Annotated in this window: 21 protein-coding genes; 2 read left to right on the forward strand and 19 right to left on the reverse strand. The window is 51.3% G+C overall.

Annotated features, from left to right (window positions below):
- Positions 1 to 6: 6 nt before the first annotated feature.
- The 12 genes from ACFQ0N_RS12400 to ACFQ0N_RS12455 all read right to left on the reverse strand — a co-directional run bounded on the left by ACFQ0N_RS12400 (position 7) and on the right by ACFQ0N_RS12455 (position 14,991).
- The gene (locus tag ACFQ0N_RS12400) at positions 7 to 360 is read right to left on the reverse strand and encodes a VOC family protein (protein WP_379326395.1); all 354 of its coding nucleotides are present in this window, start codon (positions 358 to 360) and stop codon (positions 7 to 9) included.
- Between the two features lie 265 nt (positions 361 to 625).
- A complete protein-coding gene (locus ACFQ0N_RS12405; protein WP_379326397.1) occupies positions 626 to 2,674 on the reverse strand; it encodes a glycoside hydrolase family protein in 2,049 nt (682 codons plus the stop codon).
- Positions 2,675 to 2,698: 24 nt separating this feature from the next.
- Positions 2,699 to 3,535, reverse strand: a complete 837-nt coding sequence (locus ACFQ0N_RS12410; protein WP_379326399.1) for a carbohydrate ABC transporter permease — start codon at positions 3,533 to 3,535, stop codon at positions 2,699 to 2,701.
- A 13-nt stretch (positions 3,536 to 3,548) separates the two neighbouring features.
- Entirely contained in the window at positions 3,549 to 4,436 is an 888-nt protein-coding gene (locus ACFQ0N_RS12415; RefSeq protein WP_379326401.1) for a carbohydrate ABC transporter permease, read from the reverse strand.
- A gap of 57 nt (positions 4,437 to 4,493) precedes the next feature.
- Positions 4,494 to 5,852, reverse strand: a complete 1,359-nt coding sequence (locus ACFQ0N_RS12420) for an ABC transporter substrate-binding protein (protein ID WP_379326403.1) — start codon at positions 5,850 to 5,852, stop codon at positions 4,494 to 4,496.
- Positions 5,853 to 5,967: 115 nt separating this feature from the next.
- On the reverse strand, positions 5,968 to 7,524 hold the full coding sequence (locus tag ACFQ0N_RS12425; protein ID WP_379326405.1) for a response regulator transcription factor: 1,557 nt from the start codon (positions 7,522 to 7,524) through the stop codon (positions 5,968 to 5,970).
- Between the two features lie 5 nt (positions 7,525 to 7,529).
- The gene (locus tag ACFQ0N_RS12430) at positions 7,530 to 9,290 is read right to left on the reverse strand and encodes a sensor histidine kinase (RefSeq protein WP_379326407.1); all 1,761 of its coding nucleotides are present in this window, start codon (positions 9,288 to 9,290) and stop codon (positions 7,530 to 7,532) included.
- Between the two features lie 111 nt (positions 9,291 to 9,401).
- The gene (locus tag ACFQ0N_RS12435) at positions 9,402 to 10,223 is read right to left on the reverse strand and encodes a carbohydrate ABC transporter permease (protein ID WP_379326409.1); all 822 of its coding nucleotides are present in this window, start codon (positions 10,221 to 10,223) and stop codon (positions 9,402 to 9,404) included.
- A gap of 22 nt (positions 10,224 to 10,245) precedes the next feature.
- A complete protein-coding gene (locus tag ACFQ0N_RS12440; RefSeq protein ID WP_379326411.1) occupies positions 10,246 to 11,130 on the reverse strand; it encodes a carbohydrate ABC transporter permease in 885 nt (294 codons plus the stop codon).
- A gap of 79 nt (positions 11,131 to 11,209) precedes the next feature.
- Complete coding sequence (locus ACFQ0N_RS12445) at positions 11,210 to 12,649, reverse strand: ABC transporter substrate-binding protein (protein WP_379326413.1); 1,440 nt, start codon at positions 12,647 to 12,649, stop codon at positions 11,210 to 11,212.
- A gap of 76 nt (positions 12,650 to 12,725) precedes the next feature.
- Positions 12,726 to 13,850: a glycoside hydrolase family 183 protein gene (locus ACFQ0N_RS12450; RefSeq protein ID WP_379326415.1), complete on the reverse strand. Its 1,125-nt coding sequence runs from the start codon at positions 13,848 to 13,850 to the stop codon at positions 12,726 to 12,728.
- Between the two features lie 31 nt (positions 13,851 to 13,881).
- A complete protein-coding gene (locus ACFQ0N_RS12455) occupies positions 13,882 to 14,991 on the reverse strand; it encodes a glycoside hydrolase family 172 protein (RefSeq protein ID WP_379326417.1) in 1,110 nt (369 codons plus the stop codon).
- Positions 14,992 to 15,308: 317 nt separating this feature from the next.
- Between ACFQ0N_RS12455 and ACFQ0N_RS12460 the strand changes: the two genes are divergently transcribed.
- Together ACFQ0N_RS12460 and ACFQ0N_RS12465 are read left to right on the forward strand one after the other, a co-directional pair.
- A complete protein-coding gene (locus ACFQ0N_RS12460) occupies positions 15,309 to 16,178 on the forward strand; it encodes an AraC family transcriptional regulator (protein WP_379326419.1) in 870 nt (289 codons plus the stop codon).
- Positions 16,179 to 16,402: 224 nt separating this feature from the next.
- Positions 16,403 to 16,726, forward strand: coding sequence for a DUF2642 domain-containing protein (locus tag ACFQ0N_RS12465; protein WP_379326421.1), 324 nt, complete (start codon positions 16,403 to 16,405; stop codon positions 16,724 to 16,726).
- Positions 16,727 to 17,416: 690 nt separating this feature from the next.
- Here the strand turns inward: ACFQ0N_RS12465 and ACFQ0N_RS12470 are convergent.
- The 7 genes from ACFQ0N_RS12470 to ACFQ0N_RS12500 all read right to left on the reverse strand — a co-directional run bounded on the left by ACFQ0N_RS12470 (position 17,417) and on the right by ACFQ0N_RS12500 (position 24,236).
- Positions 17,417 to 17,803 (reverse strand): LytTR family DNA-binding domain-containing protein, encoded by a 387-nt coding sequence (locus tag ACFQ0N_RS12470; RefSeq protein ID WP_379326423.1) that lies wholly within the window; start codon positions 17,801 to 17,803, stop codon positions 17,417 to 17,419.
- 23 nt (positions 17,804 to 17,826) lie between these two features.
- Positions 17,827 to 17,949 (reverse strand): cyclic lactone autoinducer peptide, encoded by a 123-nt coding sequence (locus ACFQ0N_RS12475; RefSeq protein ID WP_379326425.1) that lies wholly within the window; start codon positions 17,947 to 17,949, stop codon positions 17,827 to 17,829.
- A gap of 5 nt (positions 17,950 to 17,954) precedes the next feature.
- Positions 17,955 to 18,470, reverse strand: coding sequence for an accessory gene regulator ArgB-like protein (locus ACFQ0N_RS12480; protein ID WP_379326427.1), 516 nt, complete (start codon positions 18,468 to 18,470; stop codon positions 17,955 to 17,957).
- Complete coding sequence (locus tag ACFQ0N_RS12485) at positions 18,467 to 19,093, reverse strand: hypothetical protein (protein WP_379326429.1); 627 nt, start codon at positions 19,091 to 19,093, stop codon at positions 18,467 to 18,469. Before ACFQ0N_RS12485 ends, ACFQ0N_RS12480 begins: the two co-directional genes overlap by 4 nt.
- A 533-nt stretch (positions 19,094 to 19,626) precedes the next feature.
- Positions 19,627 to 20,082 carry an 8-oxo-dGTP diphosphatase gene (locus ACFQ0N_RS12490; protein WP_379326431.1) on the reverse strand — a complete coding sequence of 152 codons (456 nt, stop codon included), beginning with the start codon at positions 20,080 to 20,082 and terminating at the stop codon, positions 19,627 to 19,629.
- 775 nt (positions 20,083 to 20,857) lie between these two features.
- Entirely contained in the window at positions 20,858 to 22,117 is a 1,260-nt protein-coding gene (locus ACFQ0N_RS12495) for a Glu/Leu/Phe/Val family dehydrogenase (RefSeq protein ID WP_379326664.1), read from the reverse strand.
- Positions 22,118 to 22,298: 181 nt separating this feature from the next.
- Positions 22,299 to 24,236: a DUF2207 domain-containing protein gene (locus ACFQ0N_RS12500; RefSeq protein WP_379326433.1), complete on the reverse strand. Its 1,938-nt coding sequence runs from the start codon at positions 24,234 to 24,236 to the stop codon at positions 22,299 to 22,301.
- Between the last annotated feature and the right edge of the window lie 342 nt (positions 24,237 to 24,578).

Raw genomic sequence — 24,578 nt, forward strand, 5'->3', positions numbered from 1 at the left:
CTTGAATTAACGATTACAAATCAAATAGAGGGTATTACCGTCAGGATCACTGAAGTGTACGACCTGGGCCGCTTTACCTTCTGTAGAATCAAGGAATTCAACGCCGCGGGATTTCAATGTCTCGATGGCCGACTCTAATTCTTGCACCTCAAATCCAATAGACATGCTGCCCGATTTTCCCAGTTGAGAGCCTTGTTCTCCGGCAAGATGTAGGAGACCAATCGTCAATCCCGGTGCTTCGACCTGCGCAAAATGCCCGTCCATTTCGTGTTGAAGCTTTAATCCAAGGGTTTCGACATAAAATTTTACTGCCTTTTTAAGATCCCCTACCATGACAGTCACATTACCACTCTTAAACATGCTATATTGCCTCCTTTTGTGTTTGATCGTTTTTATTATATCAAAAAGATATAATATGTAAATATATTTTTTTGATATATAAAATTTGGTGACTGCCTTGGATTTTCCCAGGACTCTGGTACGGTGACGCTCAAACCCCTCCGTTACAGCAGCAGTGCGGGATTTGTCGAATTCCAGCTTTTAACTGTATCCCAAAATCCTCCATCCATAAAACACAAAAAAACACACATACCCCGTGTGTTTTTTGTATCTCCTATATCAAGTTCTATTCGCCCGTTCGCGTCACGAAAGATTTGCCGAAGCGGTCGAGCATGCGCAGGTACCCTTCGGCAGCGGCCCCATTGCCCCAGTCGAAGATCGTGAATTCGCCCATATCATCGTCTACCGGGCTCGTTCGTCCTCCATGACCATAGTTCTCCATCATAAAGCCATAATCCCGTTCGTTCAGGAACGGCCACGCCGCCTCCCATCGTTCTTTGACCACGGCGTTCTCGGGGCAGTACATCAATGCGAACAAAGCGCGCAGGGCCGCAAGCCCCCGTTCCTTATACTCGTCAAGCCCGAGCTCGATTCCGTAGGAGACGATCAATTCGGCGAACAGGCTTTGCCGCGCGTCGTTCCATTCCCCGTCCGCGTTCATGACCCCGAAACCGCCCAAAGCCGGCACGTAAATATAAGGCGGCTGCCACGTCGCCTGGGTCATCAGCAATTCGTCCAGACAGCGTTGTCCGACCCGCAAATAATCGGCTTCGTTTGTCATGCGATAACAAGCAAGCAGCGCCTCCGCCGTCCAGAACATCGAGAAATTGCATTGCTTGTACATGTTGTTTCGCGGAATTTTGCGTCCGACCCATTCCTGTCCCCACCGGCAGCAGGACCAGTAGGTTTCGAAATCCTCCCATCGCCCTTCCGGTACGATCTCCTCACATACCGCCTTCATGGCCCGAAGCGCTGCTTCCTTATAGGCCCGATCTCCGGTTAACTCGCCAAGCTCCAGCAGAAACGTAACCGATAGGGACGTTTCCGGCGACTGGTCGATTACGCCGCATGGCCGGAAGCTTTCCGGGTCGATCCATCCGGGGAAAAAACCGCGCTCATCCTGCAAAGACAACAAGCCGTCCGCGTAATCGCGGGCGTAATCGACCAGCCGCTCGTCCCGCTCCAGCTCTTCGTGCCAGCGCAGCATGAGCAATGCCGTCCAGCTCATATCCAATACGTGAAGGGGCGCTTCGCGCACGCTCAGCCCGAAAGGATTGCGGTCGGAGTTGCCCCAATAAAGCGTCGCCCAGCCTTTGGAGCGGTTGCATCGTCGTTCGCCGATCACAACCTGTTCCATCTCCGTGGCGACCACGGCCGGAAAGAACCCGTTTGTTCGCGGCGCGGACAGCGCCAGCTCCTTGATCTTGTTCGCCCGCTCGATAAGTTCCTGATCTCCGGTTCTCGTTCCGTAACGGTACATGCCTTGCGCCGAACGCAGCGAGCTGAACCACGCCTGGTTCCAGATCGAACGGACTTCCCTTTCGCTGGAAGTCCCCGGGTAATTCGGACTCTGAGACACGTTCACGATAAACGCCGGAGCGCCGACCGTCCGTCCGTCAAGCTCGAACTCCTGCCACACCGCATGCTCCCATTCCTGGAAAGCCCACCGGTAGGCCCGGCGCACATACGGCTCCAGGTCCCCGCGATTCGGCTGGCCTTGCGCGAACAGCGGGCGCCCCCACCGCTGCCAGAAAAAGCCGAGCAATTCGCGCCAGGGATTCTCTATCCCCTCCGGTTTATCAGAGACGAACAAATAAAATCCGAATTCGTACCGCCCTGCGGGGTAAACCGTTTCCGGCTCCCGCACGAAGAGCACGTGCTCCTTAACGGATGTCGCGCACATTCCCGCGACAAGAAGGTTGCCGGGTGCATCCAAGTCCAAATACCAGCGTGGAGCGTTAAGGCCAGCTCCCCCCTCCCCTCCGAAGGCGCACAGCGCATCCAAATCCGGAACGACCGACAGTTTTCTCTCGCCGTCATGCACGATCAGCGCCGGAGCGCGAAAAGCATGCTGGTCGATGATGTGCCCGGCCGTCGGCGTCAAATGCGGGGCCCAGTGAAAGGCCGGCGATATCGCCGGCCGAAGCTCCACGCGCCAATCGTTTTGCCGGACTTCTTCCCCCAACGCGAACCGAATGCGCACTTTGGCCGCCCCCTCGGCAGGGTACGATACTTCAATGTCGGGTTTTGCGCCGCCCAGCCAATCGCAGGTCAGCGTCCCGACGAACTTCTTGAAAGACGCATCCAATAAAATCAACTCTTGTTTAGCGCTCATCGCTGCTCCTTCCGCCCTGCAAACTCAGCCTTTAATGCCTGAGTTTACGATAGACTGCACGTAATATTTTTGCAGAAACAAAAACAAGATCAGGATCGGCACGGATGCGACCGTATCCGCCGCCAAAATTTTGCCCCATTCCGTCGACTGCAAATTGGTGAAGGTCGCGATGGCGACCTGCAGCATTTGCTTGCTCTCGTCATTAATGACGATCAGCGGCCACAGATAGGAGTCCCACTGCCCCAGGAAGGTAATGAGGCCTACCGTGATCAACGCGGGCGCCATGGCGGGAATGACGATTTTTGCGTAAATGCCGAACCACGATGCTCCGTCGATCTTGCCCGCCTCCAGCAGCTCCCGCGGAACGTCCGCGAAAAACTGCACGAGCAGGAAAATGCTGAATACGGACACGGTCGCGGGAACGATCAGCGCCTTGAAGCTGTCGATCCAATCAAAAGCGTGAATCAGCAAATAGGTCGGAACCATTGTCACTTCCCCGGGGATAACGAGCGCCGAAAGAAATACTGCAAAAATGACGTTGCGTCCGCGAAACTTCAGCTTGGAGAACGCGAAAGCAGCCATAGAATTAAACAGCAGGGAGAACAACGTGACCAGCACCGCCACGAACAGCGTGTTCTTGATAAACATCCCGAAAGGTTTGCTCTCGTCGCCAAATATCTCGATAAAATTTTGCAGCGTCCATTCCACGGGAACAAACAGATGCCATTCCAGAGACAGGTATTGAAACAGCTCCTGCCGCGGCCTTAGCGAGCCCAAGACCATCCAGAAGATCGGAATCAGGGAGACGAGGGCGACCGCGACCATCAGCAGCCATTTGAAGATATAGGCCAAGCGTTGCAAGCTTATCTCCTCCTCAATATTCCACGTCCGATTTTAACAGCCGCAATTGCACGATCGAGATGCACATAACGATGACGAACAAAATAAACGCGGCAGCCGAGCCGTATCCCATCTCCATTTGCTGGAAGGCCATCTTGTAAATATAGAAAACGGACGTCGTCGTCGAATCGGCTGGACCGCCGCCAGTGACGAGGGCAACCGGAACGAACAGCTTCAAGGCGTCCATCGTCGTAATGATGATGACGAACGTCAGCGTTCTTCTTAGCAGCGGCAGCGTAATGCTGAAAAACTTCTGCGTCTTCGTCGCCCCGTCCACTTCCGCCGCTTCGTAGAGATCGTTCGGGATGCCGTTCAGGCCGGCCACGAAAATCACCATGAAAAAGCCGGCGGACTTCCAGATGCCGAGCAGCATAATGCCGTACAAGGCAAGATTCGAATCCGACAAGAACGAAATCGGCGGAACCCCGAACACGTGAAGAAGACTGTTCAGCAGCCCGTAGTCCTGATTGTAGATCAGCTTGAACAGAGTCGAAGCCACACCGAGGGAAATGACAACGGGCATAAAGTACGCCGTTCGGAACAGGTTCGCAACGACGCTGCTCTTGTAGACGAGCAAGGCCAGCATCAACGCGGCTATCGTCTGAACCGGAATGATGACGATCGCGAGATGAAAGGAGTGGAGCAGGCTGTTCGTGAACTTGGGATCCGACAGCAGATTCTTGTAGTTGGTTAGTCCGATAAAGGCGGAGTCGGGATTGATCAGACTGTAGTCCTTAAAGCTTATAATGAAAGCGTTGATCATCGGATAGAAGGTAAACAGGGCCAAGCAGGCCACGGCCGGCAAAATAAACAGAAAAGCCGCGCGCTCTTCTTTTTGGCTGAAATTCGCGGAAAGTCTCACAGTTTCACCCCTTTGATAAGAAGGGGAGAGCGGATAGGCTCTCCCGGAGGCATCCGTTTATTTGTATTTCTGCAGCGCCTTGTCGATGGTCGTGACGGCTTCGTTCAGAGCTTCATCCAAATTCCTGTTGGCCACTCCCAGGTCCGCGAACAATTTCGATACGGCCGTCGTGATGACTGGATAAGCCGGAGTGACCGGCCGCGGATGGGCGAACTTGCTGGACTGCTCCACGAAAATGTTCATCGGATATTCGGTCAGTTCCGGGATCGCGCTTGCGGTCGACAGGCGGGCGGGCAAGTTTTTCGTCTCCTTGTACCAGAGCTTCGCGCCCTCGACCCCTGTCACCCAATTGACGAATTTCCAGGCTTCGTCCGGATGCTTGGAGTCTTTTGTAATCGCCATGTTCCAGCTGCCGTTCGGCGTCACCTGCTTGGCGTCTTTCCAGAGCGGCGCGATATCCCAATCTTCGCCGAGCTTGAACTCGGGGTGCGAAGTCGCGAATCCCGATATGGCCCAAGGCCCGTTGACGACGATGCCGAGCTTCCCGGTCTCGAACGCTTCCGGCGGAATCTCCTTAGGCGCCACCTTATACTCGTTGTACAAAGAAGAGAAGAACGAGAGCGCCTTCCTGGATTCGGGGGAATCGAGATAGCCTTTCACTTCGGTCCCGTCAGGACTCAGAATCTCGCCGCCTGCTTGCCAGATGAAAGGAAGCTTGACGAAAGTCGAGCCTTCGTCCTGCCCTAAACCCCATCCCGGATCGATGCCATAAATTTTGTGGGCGGGGTCGTTGATTTTCTCGGCCGCTTTCAGCACCTGCTCCCAGGTCCAAGCTTCGTTCGGATCTTTCGAAGGCAATTCGATGCCGTTCTTCTCGAACAACTTCTTGTTGTAAAACATAGCAATGCTCGCATCGTTCAAGGGTGCGGCGTAAATCTGCCCCTTGTAGGTCAAGCTCTCCAGCACGGGAGCGGCGATATCTTCCTTGTTCCCGTCGGCGTCCATATATTTGTCGAGGGGAATGACGGCTTCCTGATGGGCGTAGGCGGCAAGCGTCGGACCGTCCAGCCCGATCACATCCGGGGCGTTCCCCGCCGCGAGCGCAGTGCGGATCTTCGTCTCGTAATCGCCGTAAGGGATGACCTCCATCTTGACTTTAATGTTCGGATTTTGCTCTTCGAACGATTTGATTATCTTTTTGAGCGTGTTGACCTCTGTCTTGAAATCGTGTCTCCAATATTTGATTTCGATCTTCTTGCCGTCCCCTTTGTCTTCGCCCTTGCTTTCGCCTGGGCTGGAAACCGGACTTGTGCCTCCTTCGTCCGAACCCGGTTCCTTGGAAGAGCAAGCCGACAGAGGCGCCAGCCCCAGACAAACGATCAGCGTCATGATCATCAACCTTCGCAATCTGAACATCGTATCCCGCCTTTTAATGGAGAGTGATGAAGATGAGTTCAGGATACCACGACTCGGCTCATCCCGATATGCAGCCGTTTTGGATGATGAGATGTAATATTTTTGGATTGCCGCTTCAGGAACGGGCAAATCTCTTGCGGTATTCGTTGGGGCCCACCCCGTAATAGCCTTTGAACACGTTGCTGAAATAAGCCGAACTGGAGAATCCGGCAAGCTCGGCTACGCTCGCGATTCTCAAGGCGCTATCCCGCAGCAGTTCCGACGCACGTTCCATCCGCGCCTCGAGTAAAAAGTCGCTGAAGGTTTTGCCGGTCTGCTTGTGGAACAAATCAGACAAATAAGCGACGTTATAATGGAACTGCTCCGCGATTGCGGACAGTGTCAGCTCTTCTCCGTAGTGCTCGAGAATATATTTGCGAATGGCGTCGATCGCCTCTTCCCGGCCTTTGCTCTTATAGCGCTTGAGGTGCGAAACGGCCCGCAGGGCAAGGTCCCGAAGATGGCAGATCACTTGGTCGATCGAATCGCAACCCCATGCGGAATTGATGTACGGCCACAGCATGAGGTGCAGGTCGATCTCCTTGATATCGAATTTACGGATCAGTTCGTCCATCGCTAAGCAGAGCTCCAGAAGAAAAAAAGAGAAGGCTTGCATAGAAGCCCGTTTACCGTTATCCGAGATCTCTTCGAGAGCTTGCAGCGCCTCGCCTTCGTCCGCGCTCTCGATCGCCACGACGAACCTTCTCAGAAGCCCGTGCGACAGCCCTTCTTTCTCCTCCCGCTCGCCGCCGAAGATCGTCTGGGAGACTTGATCGGGCTTGCTTCTGCTCAGAGACAGCAAGCTCGATTCCAGGCCGCTTTTCCAAGCGGCCAATTCCGACACGGGTTGGCTGATGCCGAGCACAAGCTCGACTTGCAGGAACCGGTTTACTTTATCCCTGACGTCCGCGATGAACCGTTTGAGAAGTTCATCCTCGTTCGCGCATCCGGAAGAACGGTCCGCATGGACGAGATAATGCATCCGGTCTGGCCGGCCGGCATCTCTGAAGCCCGCAATGTGGTCTTCCCATTGAGCGGCGATTTCCAGCATCAGCAGACGGTAAGCTTCGTTAAACGAACCTTGACCGGCTTGATCGGCCGCCAACCTGGCCGCGGGTACGCGCATTTCCGCAGTCACGAAACGGACGGGACCGCCGTCGAACGCCCATTCCGCCATCCCGTAGGCGGCTGCCAGCGCCGCCGCTTCCGCCTCCGGCAGCTTTCCTTGAACGATCCGCGTCAAAGCCCGCTCCTTCTCGTTATCCAGTTCTTTCTTCAGTTTCGTCAGCGCGGCGGCGAGCTCCGACTTGATGACGGGCTTCAGGAGGTAGTCTCTGGCGCCTTTGCGAATGGCGGTCTGCACCAGCGGAAAATCGTCGTAACCGGACAACACGATCGTCTTCATCTCCGGGAAACGAATGGCACATTGTTGAAGCAGCTCCAAACCGTCCATGACCGGCATGCGGATATCCGTAATCAGCAGAGAGACTCTTCTCGCCTGAAGCGCTTCGAGCGCCTGCGCTCCGTCCGCCGCTTCGGCCGCTACGCGGAATCCGTATTCCCGCCAATTCAGCTTCAGCTTCAGTCCCGTTCTAATCTCCGCTGAATCATCAACGATCATTAGGTCATACAAGGCGCTCACCTCCCGATGGGCATCGTCATCGCGATTTCCGTCCCCTGATTGGCGGCCGTCCGGATCTCGAAGACAAATCGCGGACCGTAATAGATCCGGCCGCGCGCGATCACGTTCTTGATGCCGATCCCTTTCTCACCGATATCGAGCGCTTCCTGCGCAAAATTCATTTCGACCGCCGGCTTTAAATCTTTCAGCGCTTCTTCCGGCATGCCGATGCCGTTATCCTTGATGACAACGTTCAACTCTTCGAACGACTCCCGAATGACGATCGAGACGACGGCGACTTCTACGATGCCCACGCTGTATTTCACGGCATTCTCGATTAACGGCTGGAGCAGAAGCTTCGGGATTTGGACCGTGCCGCCGACGCGGTCGTCGATTTCGAAGCGAACGCGGCTTCCGTAACAGATCGAGAGAATCGACGTAAACGCACGGATCGTTGTGATCTCGTCGCGAATAGAGATCAGCTCGGAATCCAAGCGAAGCGATGATCTTAGCATCAGGCTAAGGTCGTTCACGACTTGCTCGATGTCTTCATTCCGTCCTTGCGCAGCCAACGACGTAATCACTTCCAGCGTGTTGTTCAGAAAATGGGGATTGATCTGCAGCAGCAGCGCTTTGTATTCCGCGTTGCGCCTGCGCAAATTTTGCGTGTATTCGGTTTCGATATACATTTTCAGACGCTCCACCATGTTCAAGTAATTGGCCGTCAAGAAACCGATTTCATTTTGCTTGATTTTCTTCTTCGTCATAACGGCGTTTCCCTTGAGAAAATCCCCCTCCTCGACGAACCTCATGGAACGCACGATGCGGGAGATCGGGCCCGCGATCCGCGACGAGAACCAGAATGTCAGCGAGATGGCGATAACGAACAGAATGGCGGCGACCAGAATGACATTCTGCCTGGCGCGGGTGATTTCCTGAAACAGTTCCTTCTCCGAGACCGTGCCCGCGACAATCCAGCCGGTCGTCTCCATTCGTTGATAGAAGTAGATCAAGTTACGCTCCGTATCCCTGAAAATTCGCGTGCCAGCGGTTCCTTCAGTATTCAGGGACCGGATCCGCGTTAGCAGCGTATCGGGAAGCTGGCCCGGCTGCTGATCGAGAATCGGGGTGCCGTCCGGAGCAAGCAGGTACGCTTTTCCCGTCTTGCCCAAGGTCAGCTTATCCAGCGGCTCTTGCAGCGTGGAGGTTTTTACGTTTATTTTCAATAGGCCTGCCTCACGCAGGTTTAGCAGGTCGGCTAACGGATACACCAAGGCGTTCACTTTCTGGCTGTTCAAATAACTTCCATTCTGCCTGTCGTCGATATGGGAACCGGTCCAGTGAAGTCCTTTCTGCCGAAAATTCGCATACCAATCGCTTCGAAGAAAGCCGTCTCCTTCCAAATTCCAGATGTCCCAATCTCCGTCAAACACATTCACCGATAAAATAAAGGAGTTGTTGCTGACGACGGAGTCGAAATATTTTCTCATCCGATAGTTTTGTTGAATTTTATCGTTCCCGTCCGTGCCCTCATTCCTTGACCGAATCCAATCCTGCGTCATATCGCTCCGCAAAACTTGATTGGCGGCATTCATGATTTGCGAGGTGGTGCTTTCCACGAAATCGGCATACTGGTTCATCGCTTGAACGGTCGTCGTCTCGATCGATTCCCTTAGCGCCGCTGCCGCTTGCTGCCAGAAAAAAAAGCCCATCAGCACGAACGGAACGATCAGCAGGACGATAATCGCGATCAATTGGGTTCGGATGGAATAAAACATGATTTTTCCCGCCTTTGTCCTCGTTGTCCCCAGTATATCACTCTGGAATTACGAGTCCAATACGCAAATACGGTCCCTAAGCGCTCAAGTCGTACAAGGCCGCTTCGGCTCTCATTTCAGCCCCGATATCTTGATGCCCGAGATAATGTACTTCTGGAAAATCAGGAACAAAACGATCGTAGGAAGCGCCGTCAAAGCGGACCCCGCCATCAGCATGCCGAGCTCGGTGACGCGCTCGGAGCGGAAATTGTACAAGTACTGCATGATCTGATAGAGATCGGGGTTCGTGATCGTCATCGTCGGCCAGATGAACGAGTTCCAATAAGCCAGATACGAGCCAATTCCCACGATGACGAAGACGGGGAACGACATCGGAAGAAAAACACTCGTGAAAATCCGGATCCGGCCCGCTCCATCGATCAACGCCGCTTCCTCCAACGCTAGCGGAATGTTGAGATAAAATTGCCGAATGAAAAACATATGCCCGGCGGATGCGACGCCCGGAAGAACGAGGACCGCGAGCGTATCGAGCATCCCCATTTTGTCCACGACGATAAAGGACGTCAGCAGAATCGCCATTCCGGGGATGAACATCGTCATGATGACGTAGACCCACAGAAAACCTTTAAAGCGAAATTCCAATCTGGCGAACGCGTATGCCGCCGTGGCGTTGACGAGCAGGCTGAGAGCGGCGAACAGGATCGCTCCCCCGAACGTCACTCCCATCGACTTCAAGAACGTCGAATCGCCGAGAATGTCCGTATAGTTGGTCAAGAGCCATTGCTTGGGAAAAAAGCGGAAGGGTGTCGACAGCACTTCGGTTTTTTCCTTGAAACCGGCAATGACGACCCATAATAACGGAAACAGCGCGAGCAAGGTCACCGCGCCCGCAATGATCGTAAGCGTCGTTTTTTGCAACTTTTGCGTTCTCATGTCCATCTCCTCCTCCCGTCGATTAACCGTCTACCGCTTTTTCCGAATTCAGCACCCGGAAGATGATGGCGGAAATGCTGCCAAGCACGATGAACAGCAGCAGCGATGCCGCGATCGAATTGCCGACCATCACGTCGTTGCGGAAGTGATTAAGAATGTACAGGTTCGGCGTCGTCGTCTCGCTGAGCGGGCCGCCGTTCGTCATGACCAGTGAAAGCTCGAATTGCGAGACTTGCGCGATAAAGCCGGTGACGAGCAAGTACAGGATCACGTTGCGCATGAGCGGAATTGTAATGTACCACATCTTCTTGAACGGACCGGCCCCTTCAAGATCCGCCGCTTCGTAATAGCTTTCCGGGATGTCGTGCAGCCCGGCCAGCATAATCAGCGACGTAAAACCGAACCCCAACCAGATCGCCGGAGCGGCGATGCTCGGAAGCGCCGTCGAGACCTCCGCCAGCCAGGCTTGCGGTTCGTAACCGAACCATCCGATCACGTAGTTGGCCAAGCCGCCCATGTAATCGTAAATAAAAACGAAAATAACGGACGCGATAATGCCCGAGATGACGGTCGGGATGTAGATGGACGTCTTGACGATCCCGGAAAACTTCGGCCCCAGGTTCTTGACGACGTTCGCGAACAGGAAAGAGAGGACAAGCATCGCCGGGACGACCATAAACGCGAATTTGAGCCCGACCCAGACCGCCTCTCCGAACAGCCGGTCCGTAATGACCATGTAGAAGTTCTGGAACCCGACAAAGGTCGACTCTTGATAGAAGCTCCAGTTGTAGAAGCTGACTTTGATTGCATAGATAAAAGGGATGACGACGAAAATCGTAAGCAGAACGACGATCGGCGATAAAAGGAGATAAGCCGTCTTGTTGTCCTGCCGGAAATTTTTTTTCATCCTTCGCGCTCACCACCATTGGTCAAGATGCGGACAACAATCCGGGGACGATAGGCCGCCCCCGGATGCCGCCCGGACGTTAAGACTTCGGATTCGTGCCGGCCAGTTTGGATTTCGTGATAAAGTCGTTGATGTCTTTTTCCGCCTTCTCGATCGCTTTATCCACGCTGGCGCCTTTCATCGCCGCCTCGATCCCGCTGGAGAGCGCGAAGCTGATATCCCACGGATAGATCGGCTCTGCCTTCGCGTATGGGATGACCTTCTCGGCGATCAACGCGCGCCAAGCGTCCTTGGAAGCGTCCGCGTCGGCTTTCATCGCCTCATCGACGGATTTGCGCGCGGAGAATTTGGAAAATTGGGCGCCCTTGAAGAAGTCGATCATAATGTTCGCATCGCCGGCGATCAAGTACGAAATATAAGAGGCGGCTTCTTTCGGATGCTTGGATTTGCCGTCGACGACCAGCGTCCATCCGCCGAGCGTGGCCGTCGGTTTCGTCTGTTCGCCGTCGATCGAGGCCATCGGCGCTACGCCCACTTTGTCCAGGACGTTCTTATAGCTGTTGCGCAACTGGCCGATCGCCCATGATCCGATAACCTGCATCGCAACTTTGCCTTCGCCGAGCGGCTTGATCTCCGTGTACGGCGCGAGCTGCTGCTTCGGCATAATCCCCGACTGGTAGGCCTGCTGATAGAAATTGAACAGGTTCTTGTAGCCTTCGTTATTGATATCCGCCTTGGACCAGTCGTCCGTTATCGCCAAGTGGCCCGCGGCATTATATTGCAAGCCCCAGCTGGACCACCCCAGATCTGCGGCGTTCTGCGCGATCGAGAAACCGAACACGCCTTTCTTCGTCAGCTTCTTGCCGTACTCCAGCACTTCCGCCCAAGTGGCCGGCGGCTTCTCCGGATCCAGTCCAGCATCCTGGAACATGTCTTTCCGGTAGAAGAGCACCGCGGACGGCTCTACCAGCTTCGGATATGCATAGTACTTGCCGTTTACCGTAACGAACTCTTTAACGTTGTCATACAAATCGTTGAAAACGGCTGAATCCATCAGATCGTTCAGAGGTAAAATCTGTTCCAGCTTGGCGGCGTTCGCGATGTTGCCGTAGCTCATCGTCGTAATGTCGGGCGCTTTGCCCGCGGCCTGCGCGGCTTTCATCTTCTGCGCCCAAGCGTCTCCGGGGACGATCGTCAGCTTCACTTCGACGTTCTCATGAGTTTTGTTGAATTCTTCCGTCCATTTCTTGAACCAAGCGTCTGTGGTGTCCTCAAATTTCTGCGCCCAGAATTCGAGTTTGACCTTCTCGGCGGGGGTATCGCTTTCGGATGCCGAAGGCTCGGCACCCTTGCTTGGCGAACCGTTCTCGCTGTTGCCGCCGCTGGCGGCAGGGCTGGCATTCGTACCATTCGTACCTTTGTCGCCATTTCCGCCGCATCCCGCTGCCGTCAGCGCCATGATGACAAGCGCCGATAACAGGGCCGTGTATGGCTTTGACTTTCCCCATTTTCCTTGCATGAATGAATCCTCCCTTTGTTTAATCATGCTATTTAAACGCAGAAGTGCTTAAAGCGAATGAAAAATGGATACGCTTTCATTTTATTAACGAAGCCTTGAACCAAAAGACGTTATAGGGATCCCACAAGGATAACGCGAAGTAAATGGTTTTGCCGCCGTCGGCCGTATACCGGTCGTTCATGAAAGGAGCGTACAGACCGGGATAATCGGCCGGACTGACCAGTTCAAGCTTATCGCCCCATGGTCCCCATGGGGTAAATCCTTCGCGGATCACGACCCCGTTGCCTTCGTTGAGATAAGTCATCAGCCAGCGCTCCAAATATGGATTCCAGACGACCGACAACTCGCCGACCGAATCCTCCACCACCGTCTTGGCTTGGGCCGGATCCTCAATCCAGACCGGGGCCCCCTTATCGTCCGTTCCTGCGAAGTAGCGGTATTTCGCCGGTTTCTCCACGTCGTTCTCGGCGACCTTCATCACTTGCACGCCGCCGAAACGGCCGGAAGGAATGCACCAGAAATAGATTTCAGGCGGGTTATCGCCGTCTTGCACCTTATAAGGGCTCACCTGAATGAAGTTGCTGTCGCCCGGCCATTTCACGTTATCCAGCAAAGTCCAGTTCTGTCCTTGATCCGTAGACTTGGCCACGCTTGCGTAATTGGCATCCCAGCGGCCCGGATCTCCCCAGTGATTGACCGACATGTAATAGAGATAGAGAGCGCCGTTCGCGTATAAGCCGTGCGTCGGAATTTTGGTCATTTCATCGTAATCAACTTTGGCGGACGGCAGCAGTTCCTTGGCAAGCCCGAGCTCGTCGACAATCATGCCGTCGAAGGAAATTCCGTCGGAGGGATCTTGATCGGTCGCATACGCGATCGTATTGGAACGCCAGAAGCTGCCCCCTCCGCCGGTCATACCCGCAGGCCGTTCGCCGAACGTGTCCCCGAACACGAAATACGTCCGATCATCCGCGTTGATCATGGAGCCAAGATCCGTGCCGTACACGCCGAAGCGATCCGTCTTGTTCGGGGAATCCGCCCCGGTCAGCTGCCCCACCTGCGTAAGATCCGATATGCCTTTCAGAATGAATTCCTTGTCCTTCGCCTCCAGCATCGGGTTCGGTTTCTGCTCGCCCGAGCACGAGACCAGGGCGAGGAGAACTGTGATAGCCATAACGGTAATGCCCGACGATTTTGTCAAAAGCCCCCCTCCTCTCCTTCACGTCTCCTGATCATGGATTTAAATGCCCGAAAATACGTTTAATGCTCGTATCATCGAATGGTTTAAGGTCGGAAAGCGGCATCCTTTCGGCGACCTTCGGCAACGGGCGGTTCGGGCGATGCGGCTCTTCCTGGTACCAATACGCCGTCGAGGACACGTCGTCGCTTCTGTGGTTATTATGGCCGTGCTCGATCGTCACCCGGATGCTCTTCTCGAACATGATCGGATCGAGAATGTGATAGCGGTACGTCGAAATTTTGCCGCTCCAGTTCCATCCGCCGCCCATAATGATGCCGTGATAGGGTGTGCATACTTCCTGCTGCGGGCACCACGCGGTATTGAAATAGTCTTCCATACCCGTACCGTGAATCGCAGGCGGCCAGGACTCACCATCGATGAAAATCATGTCGTCCCCCTCTCCGTACCAGTTCCACTCCCGCGTCTCGCGCAGATTATGAACGTTGAAATTGCAGCCGACGTAGTGGCCTCTGCCTTCCGCCTCCAAAATGACGTAATTCCCGTCCCCGGTCACATTTTTCCCGCCGAATTCGAAATACGCGTTGTCCATCCCTTGATCCGGAACGCCATCCGTCGGGCACTCCCTGCGCCACTGGGCATGAAACCGGAGTTCGTCTTCCGGCAGCCGGTCATACTCTTCATAATCGATATAAAAGTAGAATTTGATCGCTTCGTCCGTTTCGCTTTCGACTTCGATTCTGGCTTCGGTCGCGTAAGGCATCCGGAAAAAGCAGTTGAACGCTTTGCCGTCTTCCGGACTCATCATCAGCGCGGCGGACGTGAAGTTCCGCGTTACCCCGTGACCCATGCCGAAGAAATCCCCGATAGGCGCTTCCACACTCGGTTCAGGCTCGTTGTCCCAATACATTCGCAGGATGATCTTGCGGGGTAAATACTCTTCCTCCCGTGGGCCATCCGTCGCCATCGTCATCCAAATATGCGTGATCGCTCCTGCGCCCTGAATCTGGCAGATCGTCTTATTTTCTCCCGGAAAGATCGAAAAGTAATCCTTGTTTCCTCCCGACCGATCATAGCTAGACTCCCGTTTTCGTCTGCCCGTTCTCGCCAGGCTCAAGGAGGAAAGTTGTTGTGAAATGTGCATCTGCTGCAGCTCCTTTTGTCGATGATTGCGCATTTCCGTCTGTTGACGACCAGCGCGAAACAAAGTGAATCCAATCGTGACCCTCACCTGAAATATACGAATATTGTCGTACGAGACCGAAATGCTTATAATGAGAACAGCGCTTACAACTGTTATTTTATAAGAGGAATTCGAAATATTCTTTAGCTAAATCGATGAGATATTTAACCCAAATTGCTCTATTCGAATCGCATGCAGCTTCAGCGCGGGATGTGGCGCTGATGATAGCGGCCGATCGACCGCATGCATAATTGAGGAGCGAAGGAGGAGGACTGGATATGGACTTGAACTCTCTCTCCCCGTACATTCGCGTGGCCTGGGACAGCACCATCTATCCTCCGGTGAACATTACCGAGAGGATTATTTTCGACTATGAGCTTATGTTCGTGAAGGAAGGGGAATGCGAGGTTACCGTGGAGGACAATAAGTATCATGGGGTCCCGGGAGATTTGTTCCTGTTCAAGCCGAATCAGGTCCACTCCATCTACCTGCTGAACGGCAAACCTCTCCGGCAGCCCCATCTGCACTTCGATCTCTTTTACCAACCGGACAGCCCGGAGGTCAAAGTGTCGTTCAAGCCGTATTCTTTGCTGACCGAGCAGGAAAAGCATTGGATTCGTCCGGACATACTTACGGAGATGGACGATCCGCTGCCCAATCACATCCGCTTGAACAAACCCGGCGTCATCGAACAGCTGATTCAAGAGATCATTTTCGAGTTCGATCGCAAATTCCCTTATTACGAAACGACCGCGAAAGGACTGTTCATTCAGTTGTGGGTGCTGCTATTGCGGGAAATTCATTGGCAGCACAACGCGCATCTTCATTCTAACTGGGAGCAGCTCGATCGGGTCAAAAATTACCTGGCGCATCATATCGCTCACGATTTGACGCTGGATGAGCTGGCCGCTCTGGCCAACATGAGCAAATATTACCTATGCCGGTTGTTCAAAAAAGCGTACGGCATGACGCCGATCCAATACCACGTCTCCATCCGTCTGGAGAAGGCCAAGCAGATGATCCAGTTTACCGGCCAATCCCTGACGCAGATCGCCGACGAGCTCGGATTTCAGAGCATTCACGCCTTCAGCCGAACGTTCCGCAATTGGGAAGGCCAATCTCCTTCCGCCTACCGTAAAAAGAAATGACTCGAACATGCTCCACTTGGCTTAACAAAACACTTCACGTCTTTATACGCTAGTGAGCCCCCAGTTTCGGTCGCCACCAGCCGAAATTTTATAAATATAATAGCAATAACCCCCCGCCAGCCGAAGCCAGCGGAGGGTTTTTCTCCACTCATTGGAACACCACATAGGTATTTGTCATATGTTATAGATATGTTTTCAATTTATGACAAAGGAGTATGCAACATATGAATATACCTGTGTACTATGGCTATCCGCAAACCTATGCCCCATTCCCAGCCCCGCAATATTATCGGAATGAAGACGTACAGCGCAAGGAAGCTCTGGTATTGCCCAAAAATATTACGTACACAACAGCTGTGGAACCCACATTCACCCAGCATTTGATCCAACACAAAGGGTTAATGGTTAGCATCACGACAACTGTCGGTAAATTGGTAGGCACTCTGGACGATGTTTTTATTGATCACGTAGCTCTTTCAGTTCATGGAAAAACGCATCACATCCGATTACGTGAAATCGTTTATTTTGAAAAAGCAGATGAGAAATAAGCCATGAACGAGAGTCATGTGTTACCGAAAATGGAAGAGCCTCAATCGTTCACTTTAATGAGAAAAACGACTGACGACGCCCTATGGCATGTGTTACCGGCAGGCGGAGGTCAGGGTGTTAGCCTGGGTTGAGCCCCGTTTCATCTTACGGAAGCCACAGACGTTATTTCTCCAATAATTCCCATTTTTTAAAATCTAACGGAAGTGGGCGGTCTTAATTTGGCGTTTTCTTGCGAAATCGTGCGCATGACCATCAAATAGCGGCGCTCAGTTCCGTTACAATTTCAGATCAGTCGATTTTTCGCAAATAGCGGCCGCGACATCCGTTAGCATTCGTTCATCACGAACGAAGCGGACCTGAGCGGACTCGATCCGTTATCTGTGAACAAACCTGCCAAAACGACTTCCTCGCAGACCGTAGATCCGTTATTGATCTCAAAACGCCGCGAAAACCCGGCAAAACCAGCAAATAACGGATCCTGTGTATCCTGTGTCCGCGAAACCTCTGAATGGGTCGGTATTCGACAAAATAGCGGATCGTGTGTCCACTTGGCTAAGAAAACACTTGAAATTCTCCTACGCTAGGGAGTTACGCCCGCCCAGATAAGACCACACCAGCCGAAATTTTATAAATTCTATAAAATGAACGATAAAAAACCACCGCCTCTTCGACGGTGGTTTCACGTTTTACTATGCGAAACTGATTTGTCCTTTACCTGAAAGCTGACCCTCAACTTCTGCAAAGTGTTTGCGAGAAAATGTACAGCCTTTTGAATGCTTCGTAACCGGCCATTCAAAATAAGCCATTTTGGTTGAATTGTCCATATAGACGACGTTATCAATATTGGCCGCATTATTACGATCGACCAGTTTGAAATTGAATCCGCTGCTATTCAGCGATTCTACAAAATATTTCAACGTTCCCATCGTGTAATAGTGCTTGTCCAAAGTATGAACAATTATTCGATTGATAATACTGTCATACTCGAAGTAAGTGATGTCACGAATTTCTACAAGCTCTAGCCCTTGGTTCCCGTCAATATCGAGCGTGACAGACAAATGATTGCATTCCTGCATCTTTTGACCATCCCCTAAAAAATTTACTTAAGCAGCTCCTCTGGAGTCTCGGGCTGATGAACCCATCCCCAACTAGCTGTGGATACGACCAAGACAGCCGCCGCTGCAAGTGCGGTTGCGATGAATGAATAAAGCCGTTTTGTCACCCTGATCACCTCCCTATCCGAATCAGCGTCAATGATTGTGCAAAAAACGTCATAGCTAGAACAGGATAGGAAATAACACCGCTAATAATTATTAAACACAACGCCATAACTTTGAGCAATGGAAAATAACGAGCCGGAATTCTAGTCTGGCGTTCGATTCTTGATGGTGCAAACATAAGGACTAGTATTGCCGAAGCTATATTTAAGCTCATCGTTACAGTTGAGTTGCAATCAGTAAATGATAACAAAACGATTACCGTTGTTGATATAATAATACATAATAGTCCCGATTTCAAATGATATCCGCCAGATACTTGCCTCAAAACAGCAAAAGCGGTTAAAGCCACGAAAGTTTCAAAAATTTTGCCCGTAAATAACGAAATACACATTGTTAAAACAATAATCGATAAGGAGTTTAAAATAAATAAAAGAGAGTATTGCAAAACTGCAACACTAGCTGGATGTTCTGGTACCTTTGACTTGATTCTGATCGCCAAAATATTTGCCAAGGAGTTAATCAACTTTCGATTGTCTCCTTTCTAATAGAATAGAAAAGGAAAACAATCAGACAGATCAAAAAACCTATTAATCCACCAAAAACATTCAGGGAATACATCATTAATGTTAGGAAAAAAATAAATACAATAATAAGGACTATGACTAATATATGCTCCCACTTTATTCGAAGTCTCTCAAAATCGAAAGTAAAACCTATACCTTGTCTATATAACCCCCATCCAATAAGTACACCTAGCACACCCGTTAAGAATTGAAGTGTATAGCCTTTAACTGGAATACTCTGAACTTCTTCAACTGAAAAGAATATGGTAATTAATGCTGTCTGCAACGCAATATAGGCCGCATATCCAACTGAGGTCATTAGAAGTGACCAAAAGAGAGGGATCCTTACAATCGTTCTTAAAAACAGCACCGTGATGAGGAAGTTAATGGCAGGTGCCAAATATGACAAAGACGCCACTTCTTCACGCGTCAAAAAGTTTTGCAAATTAATCAGCTCAATAATTACAAGCGAATGCCAGAAATATTTACGAAAATCCAGCCTGAACGTATACAAAGTCAGTGCATACACCGCAAACCCTTCAATCGTTGAAAACAACATAAACCAAACAAAGTTCATCCCCATTATCATAGCAACCCGTCCCGTTAAGCCCAAGGATCGTCGCAAAGGGGTCTACATACCCCGCCGCCCTTCCTTCGCTTCCATATATTCAGCGTGATCTCTTTAGTCTCATTTGTTGTCTATTTATATCGACACACTGCTAGCAATATAAGCTCCACTCCCCAACAGCGCGGCTTCATCCTGTTTCAATAGTCCTCTTACCCGAACAGAGTCCTTCGCATACCCTGCTCCAAAGGTCTCCATCTGATTTCCGCGGCGAAAGTATGTATCCGACTGATATCTCCCCCTTATTCCTCAACATGATGGTGTCTGTTATAGGATTGAAGAACTCAAGTCATCATCTGCTTTGTCTGTCGTCTTCAATATACGACTTTCTCTACTATTTCGCAACAATTTTCCACTTTTCTTTCTACCTTTTACATTCGTTTAAATCGACACTTTTTCCTGCTACCAATTTCCGAAAAAACAAGAAAATCATTATGAAAGTTATGAATTTGGAACTATTCTCAAAAATAGCTCTTTAGACTTAATCTCCTCTACTTCCATACCATGGCCTCTTTACAATTGTCATTCCACACGCCGAAGCCTTCGGCAAACTTGTCCCCAAAAAACATCGGCAGCCGCTCGCCAAAACCGGGCGCGAGTGCCAGCGAGGCCAATTCATTTTTGTCGACCCAAAAATGCCGCCCTTCCTCCGTCTCCTCCATCAGCTTGCCTCTAAAGACTGTAGTGCGGTAGCTGAACACCAAATAAGTCTCGTCCGTCTCATTATTGTACCAATGAACGATTCCGCATAACTCCAGATCGCTGACATCCAGTCCGGTCTCTTCCTTCACTTCTCTGATCGTTGAATCTGCGATGCTTTCCCCGTTTTCTACATGTCCCCCTGGAAAGGTAATTCCTTTCCATGATTTGATTCTTTCCTGAACAAGCACGCGGTCTGTCTCTTTATCGTAAATCATGCACATATTCGTCATTTCCACTTTAGACATTTACTCATCTCCTGTTACTGCAACTTCATCTTTCTATCATATACCATTATGGATATACATACACCTGTCCAAATGAAGCGCAAACGAAAAGCAACCTCCCCGAAAATTGCTTTTTTGAGGAGGTTGCCTGTGCAAGGAAGGCGTACCCTAGCTCGAGTCCCGTTCATTGCGTAATAACATGGAAAGGTTCACGGTCCAATTGTTGTAGAAAATACAACATTCGAACCTACATTCTGCCGTTTTAGACGGAATTGTTGTACGTTCTGCAACATTCATCGCTCTTTAAGCCCCCTGGAGGAGCGAATTGTTGCATTTCATACAACAATTGGGAGCATACTTACCTCCTGCCATCAATTTTTTGCAAAAACTGCAACATTTGAGGGTCTTTTTCACTCATCCAAGTATCAACTATGTTGAGATACCTCTACAAATAAAGAATCTACGGAGGCTATCGATTTTCTGTGGACAACGATTTTTTGTCGCAGGTGCAGGCAACTGTGAGCCATGCGGACACAGGATCCGTTATTTTGTCGAAACCCGGCTCATTCGGAGGTTTCGCGGACAACACACGATCCGTTATTTGCTGGCTTTTTCGGGTTTTCGTGACGTTTTGAGGCAAATAACGGATCTACGGTCCGCGAGTCAGCCGCTTTAGCTGTTTTGTTCACAGATAACGGAACCACGGTCCGCTCAGGTCCGTCCGGGGTCTCAAACCGGCACAAAAAATAACCGCCAAAGCCATTAAGCTTCAGCGGTTATTTCATTCATCATTTCATTACACCCAGCCGCGCAGCCTGCTTGCCTCAGCAAACTTCTTCACGCCGACCATATATGCAGCCAACCGCGGGGTAATGTTGCGGCTTTGGGCCATGTCCATCACCTTATGCACCGCCTCAACCATTTTCTTCTCCAGCTTCTCATTGACTTCTTCTTCAGGCCAGTAGTAGCCTTGATTGTTCTGCACCCATTCGAAGTAGGAGACGGTAACGCCGCCGGCATTTGCCAGCACGTCCGGAATAACAAGCACGCCGCGTTCGTGCAGCTTCTCCGAAGCCTCGATCGTGGTTGGGCCATTGGCCGCTTCGACGATCATCTTTGCGCGAATGTCGGCAACATTGTCCAGCGTCAATTGATTTTCCAGCGCGGCTGGTACAAGCACATCACATGGCAATGTCAAAAACTCGTCATTGCTCAAACGATTGTCAAACAGACTGGTAACACTGCCGAAGGAATCGCGGCGGTCAAGCAGTTCCGGAATATTGAGTCCCTGCTCGTCATAAATGCCGCCATGCACGTCGCTGATGCCGACAACCAACGCTCCCCATTCATTCAAAATGCTGGCCAAATGGCTGCCGACATTGCCAAAGCCCTGCACGCACACCTTCAGCCCTTGCAGGCTCATTCCCTGCAAAGCCGCGGCCTCGCGAATCGCGATCGCAACCCCAAGCGAAGTAGCCCGTTCGCGTCCTCTGGAGCCTCCGAGCACAATAGGCTTGCCCGTAATAAATCCCGGGGAATCATTTTCCCGTAAAATACTATATTCATCCAGCATCCAAGCCATAATTTGCGCATTGGTATATACGTCCGGAGCCGGAATATCTTTATTCGGTCCTACAATCTGGCTAATCGCCCGCACATAGCCGCGCGCCAGCCGCTCTACCTCGCCAAGAGACATCGTACGGGGATCGCAGATAATACCGCCTTTGCCGCCGCCGTACGGCAAGTCAAAAATACCGCATTTCAATGTCATCCAGATCGAGAGAGCAGATACCTCTTCCGCAGTTACGCTCGGGTGGAAGCGAATTCCGCCCTTCGTCGGGCCGACAGCGTCATTATGCTGTGCCCGGTAGCCTGTAAACACCCGGAGCTGACCGTCATCCATCCGTACCGGAATCCTTACCGTCAGCAGCCGCATCGGCTCCTTCAGCAGCTCATAGTATTCCTCGCTGTAGCCTAGTCTCGTCAGCGCTTCGTGAATCACTCGTTGCGTCGAATCCAATACGTCGTTGCTAAGAGCCGGCGTGTCCGCCCCCATCAAAATCCGTTTGTTCTCGCCCACTGATTTCACCTGGTTTCTATAATTTTGTACTAGGACTTATCGTCCCTTCCTATCCAAGTTAACGACACCTGGCAAGCAAAGTCAAGGTATAATGATGACAATCTCACTTTACAGGAAATTACCGCTTGCTAAACCGGCCATCTATGCCCGTCACATTCTAATAGGCACCCGTGCCGCCGCCGTCCGAGCTGCTGCTTGAACTGCTGGAGCTAGCGCTTGTGCCGCTCGAATAATAATCGCCAGTGCGCGCCTTCCTCCCCGAACTTAGCAAATGACGCTGTGTATACATAATGATCGGCTCAACATTCAAGCTTAACGAGTCAGGTGCGGCTTCTGACCCTGCTTGCCCATAACGCACATAAAGCTTCTGCTGCACCTTCGCCCCGTATCCAAGCACAAAAGCATGGCCCAGCAGCTCTGCTAATTGCTCTGTTTCGTACCTGTCGGCATTTATACGATTGCGGTGCCAAGCCCGGCGCTGCCCGGCAACCGCCACCCGCAGACAGCGCGCCTCCCATGAAATGGAGAACTGCGGCAAAAGGAAGACGAGCAGAATGGACGTTAGGGCAACCAGACCATACGAACCCGATGGAACCTCCCCGACAATTTGCGATTCAATTACACAGCACAGCAAAAAATAAATAATGGCATATTTTTTCTTCCGGTGTTTGAAAGCTGCGAATATACCGCAGACGCCGGCAGCCAGAGTTGCCGCCCAAAACGCAAATGCAGAAGCAAGATCGAATTTATATAGTAAGGTCACGGCCAGCCAGTGAAAAATTATAAGCCCGATGACAGCCCATTTTCGCCCCTTGTTCGGCCAAATAGAGCTATTGAACGGTGCCGATTCTGTTACGGCTTCCTCCCATTGCTCAAAACCTTTATGGAACCGCCTGCCCTTATTTATATAGTAAGCTTGCCTACGGCCGCCAATACGCTCTTCCTTCGTCGCTCCGACCAGATTATCGAGACGGCACGTCCAGCTCTTCCCTCTCCTCGTAAACAACCATCTCACTAAGCGCTGATCAGCCTCGTGCAAAGATTCAATATCGCCCGTAAAAGCAAACTTTAATGTTGTGTCCGGCGCGTTCGAATGCAATAGCCGCTCGTTCATTTCGATCTCTTGAACGGTTATGAGCCCGCGGCGGTGCAAAGAGAACAGGCCTGCGGCAAAATCGCGCTTCAGCAAACGCCCTTTGCGAAGCAGATAGGCCGCCATTAGCGGGTCGCTCTGCTCTGCCGCTTGCTTATATTTTCCGCGCTGCAGCCATACCAAAATCGTTAAAGGGGACAACAGCAATAGCACTGCAGCTGCAAACAAGGCAATCGCAATATGGTCCAGCACATCATCTGCCAGCTCCAGACGATTCATCCGCTCTCCCAGCTTGAGCTGGTAGCTTTGCTCGGCTTCCAGTTCCTTGGAATAATTCACTTTGGCTTCATCCTGCGGCATTTGTGCCAGCAGCCGCGATGGAAAGAACAGGCGAATTTCTGCATCGCCATTTTCGGAAAGTACCTCGTTATGGTAGCGAATGCTTTTATCCATCCCGATTATCCTTCCCCCGCTGCGATCACGCAAAAAAGCTTGCACAGAGCCTGGGGCAAAAGCGCCTGATAAAAATATGTTCAGATGGACTTGATTAAGCTTTTGATCGTTGCGCTCTAAAAACGCCCATTTCAATTCACCGTAATCGGCATGACGCACCGCTGCGCTCTCGATGCGATAGCGATAGATGAATCGCTGCGTACGATCCTGCTCCCGATTCGCAATATAATAGGTCTCATTTTCCTCATCGTACTCGACGGGCAGTTGCTCCAGCGAGTCATATGAAAATGTCCCGAGTCCCTTGCCCTCCGGTGCAAGATAGGCCTCAAAAAAAAGATGGGTCTTATCTTCCGGCAAAAAGCGCTTCACGCCATTGAATTCGCCTTGAAATGTATATGTAAACAACTCCTCCACATACAAATCACCGTTGTCTTCAACATATGCGTTTATGTCTACTTGATCAATCGTATATGAACGGCTTTCGCTGCAGCCTGTCATGATGGCGGCCAAACATATGACGAGGAACAGCGGCAGCAGTTTCCTTCTCATCCCATCACCTCTGGTTGTCTGATACTCAAGTTGCTGCTCTCATAATTTTAACCTACCGGCAGTATAGAAGCACGCTGCAGCATGCCTGCTTTAACAAATCTTTAAGTATCATTGAGAATCATTCCCGATTAAGAAAAGGCTTTCATTTGGAAATTAATCATGCTATAGTAATATTACAAATCGATTCAGGCAACAATGAATCTATAGCAGACAGTCGTCAGTCAACTTCGTACATGGCACATACAGCACATGCAGGGTTGATTATTTTTTATTTTCATTATTATAATTTTTATAGTTTTATGTTGACTATGTTTTCGATTAGTTTTAAACTTATGCTGTATT

Source organism: Paenibacillus sp. GCM10027626 (assembly GCF_042676285.1).
In the GTDB taxonomy this organism is placed as follows: domain Bacteria; phylum Bacillota; class Bacilli; order Paenibacillales; family Paenibacillaceae; genus Paenibacillus_Z.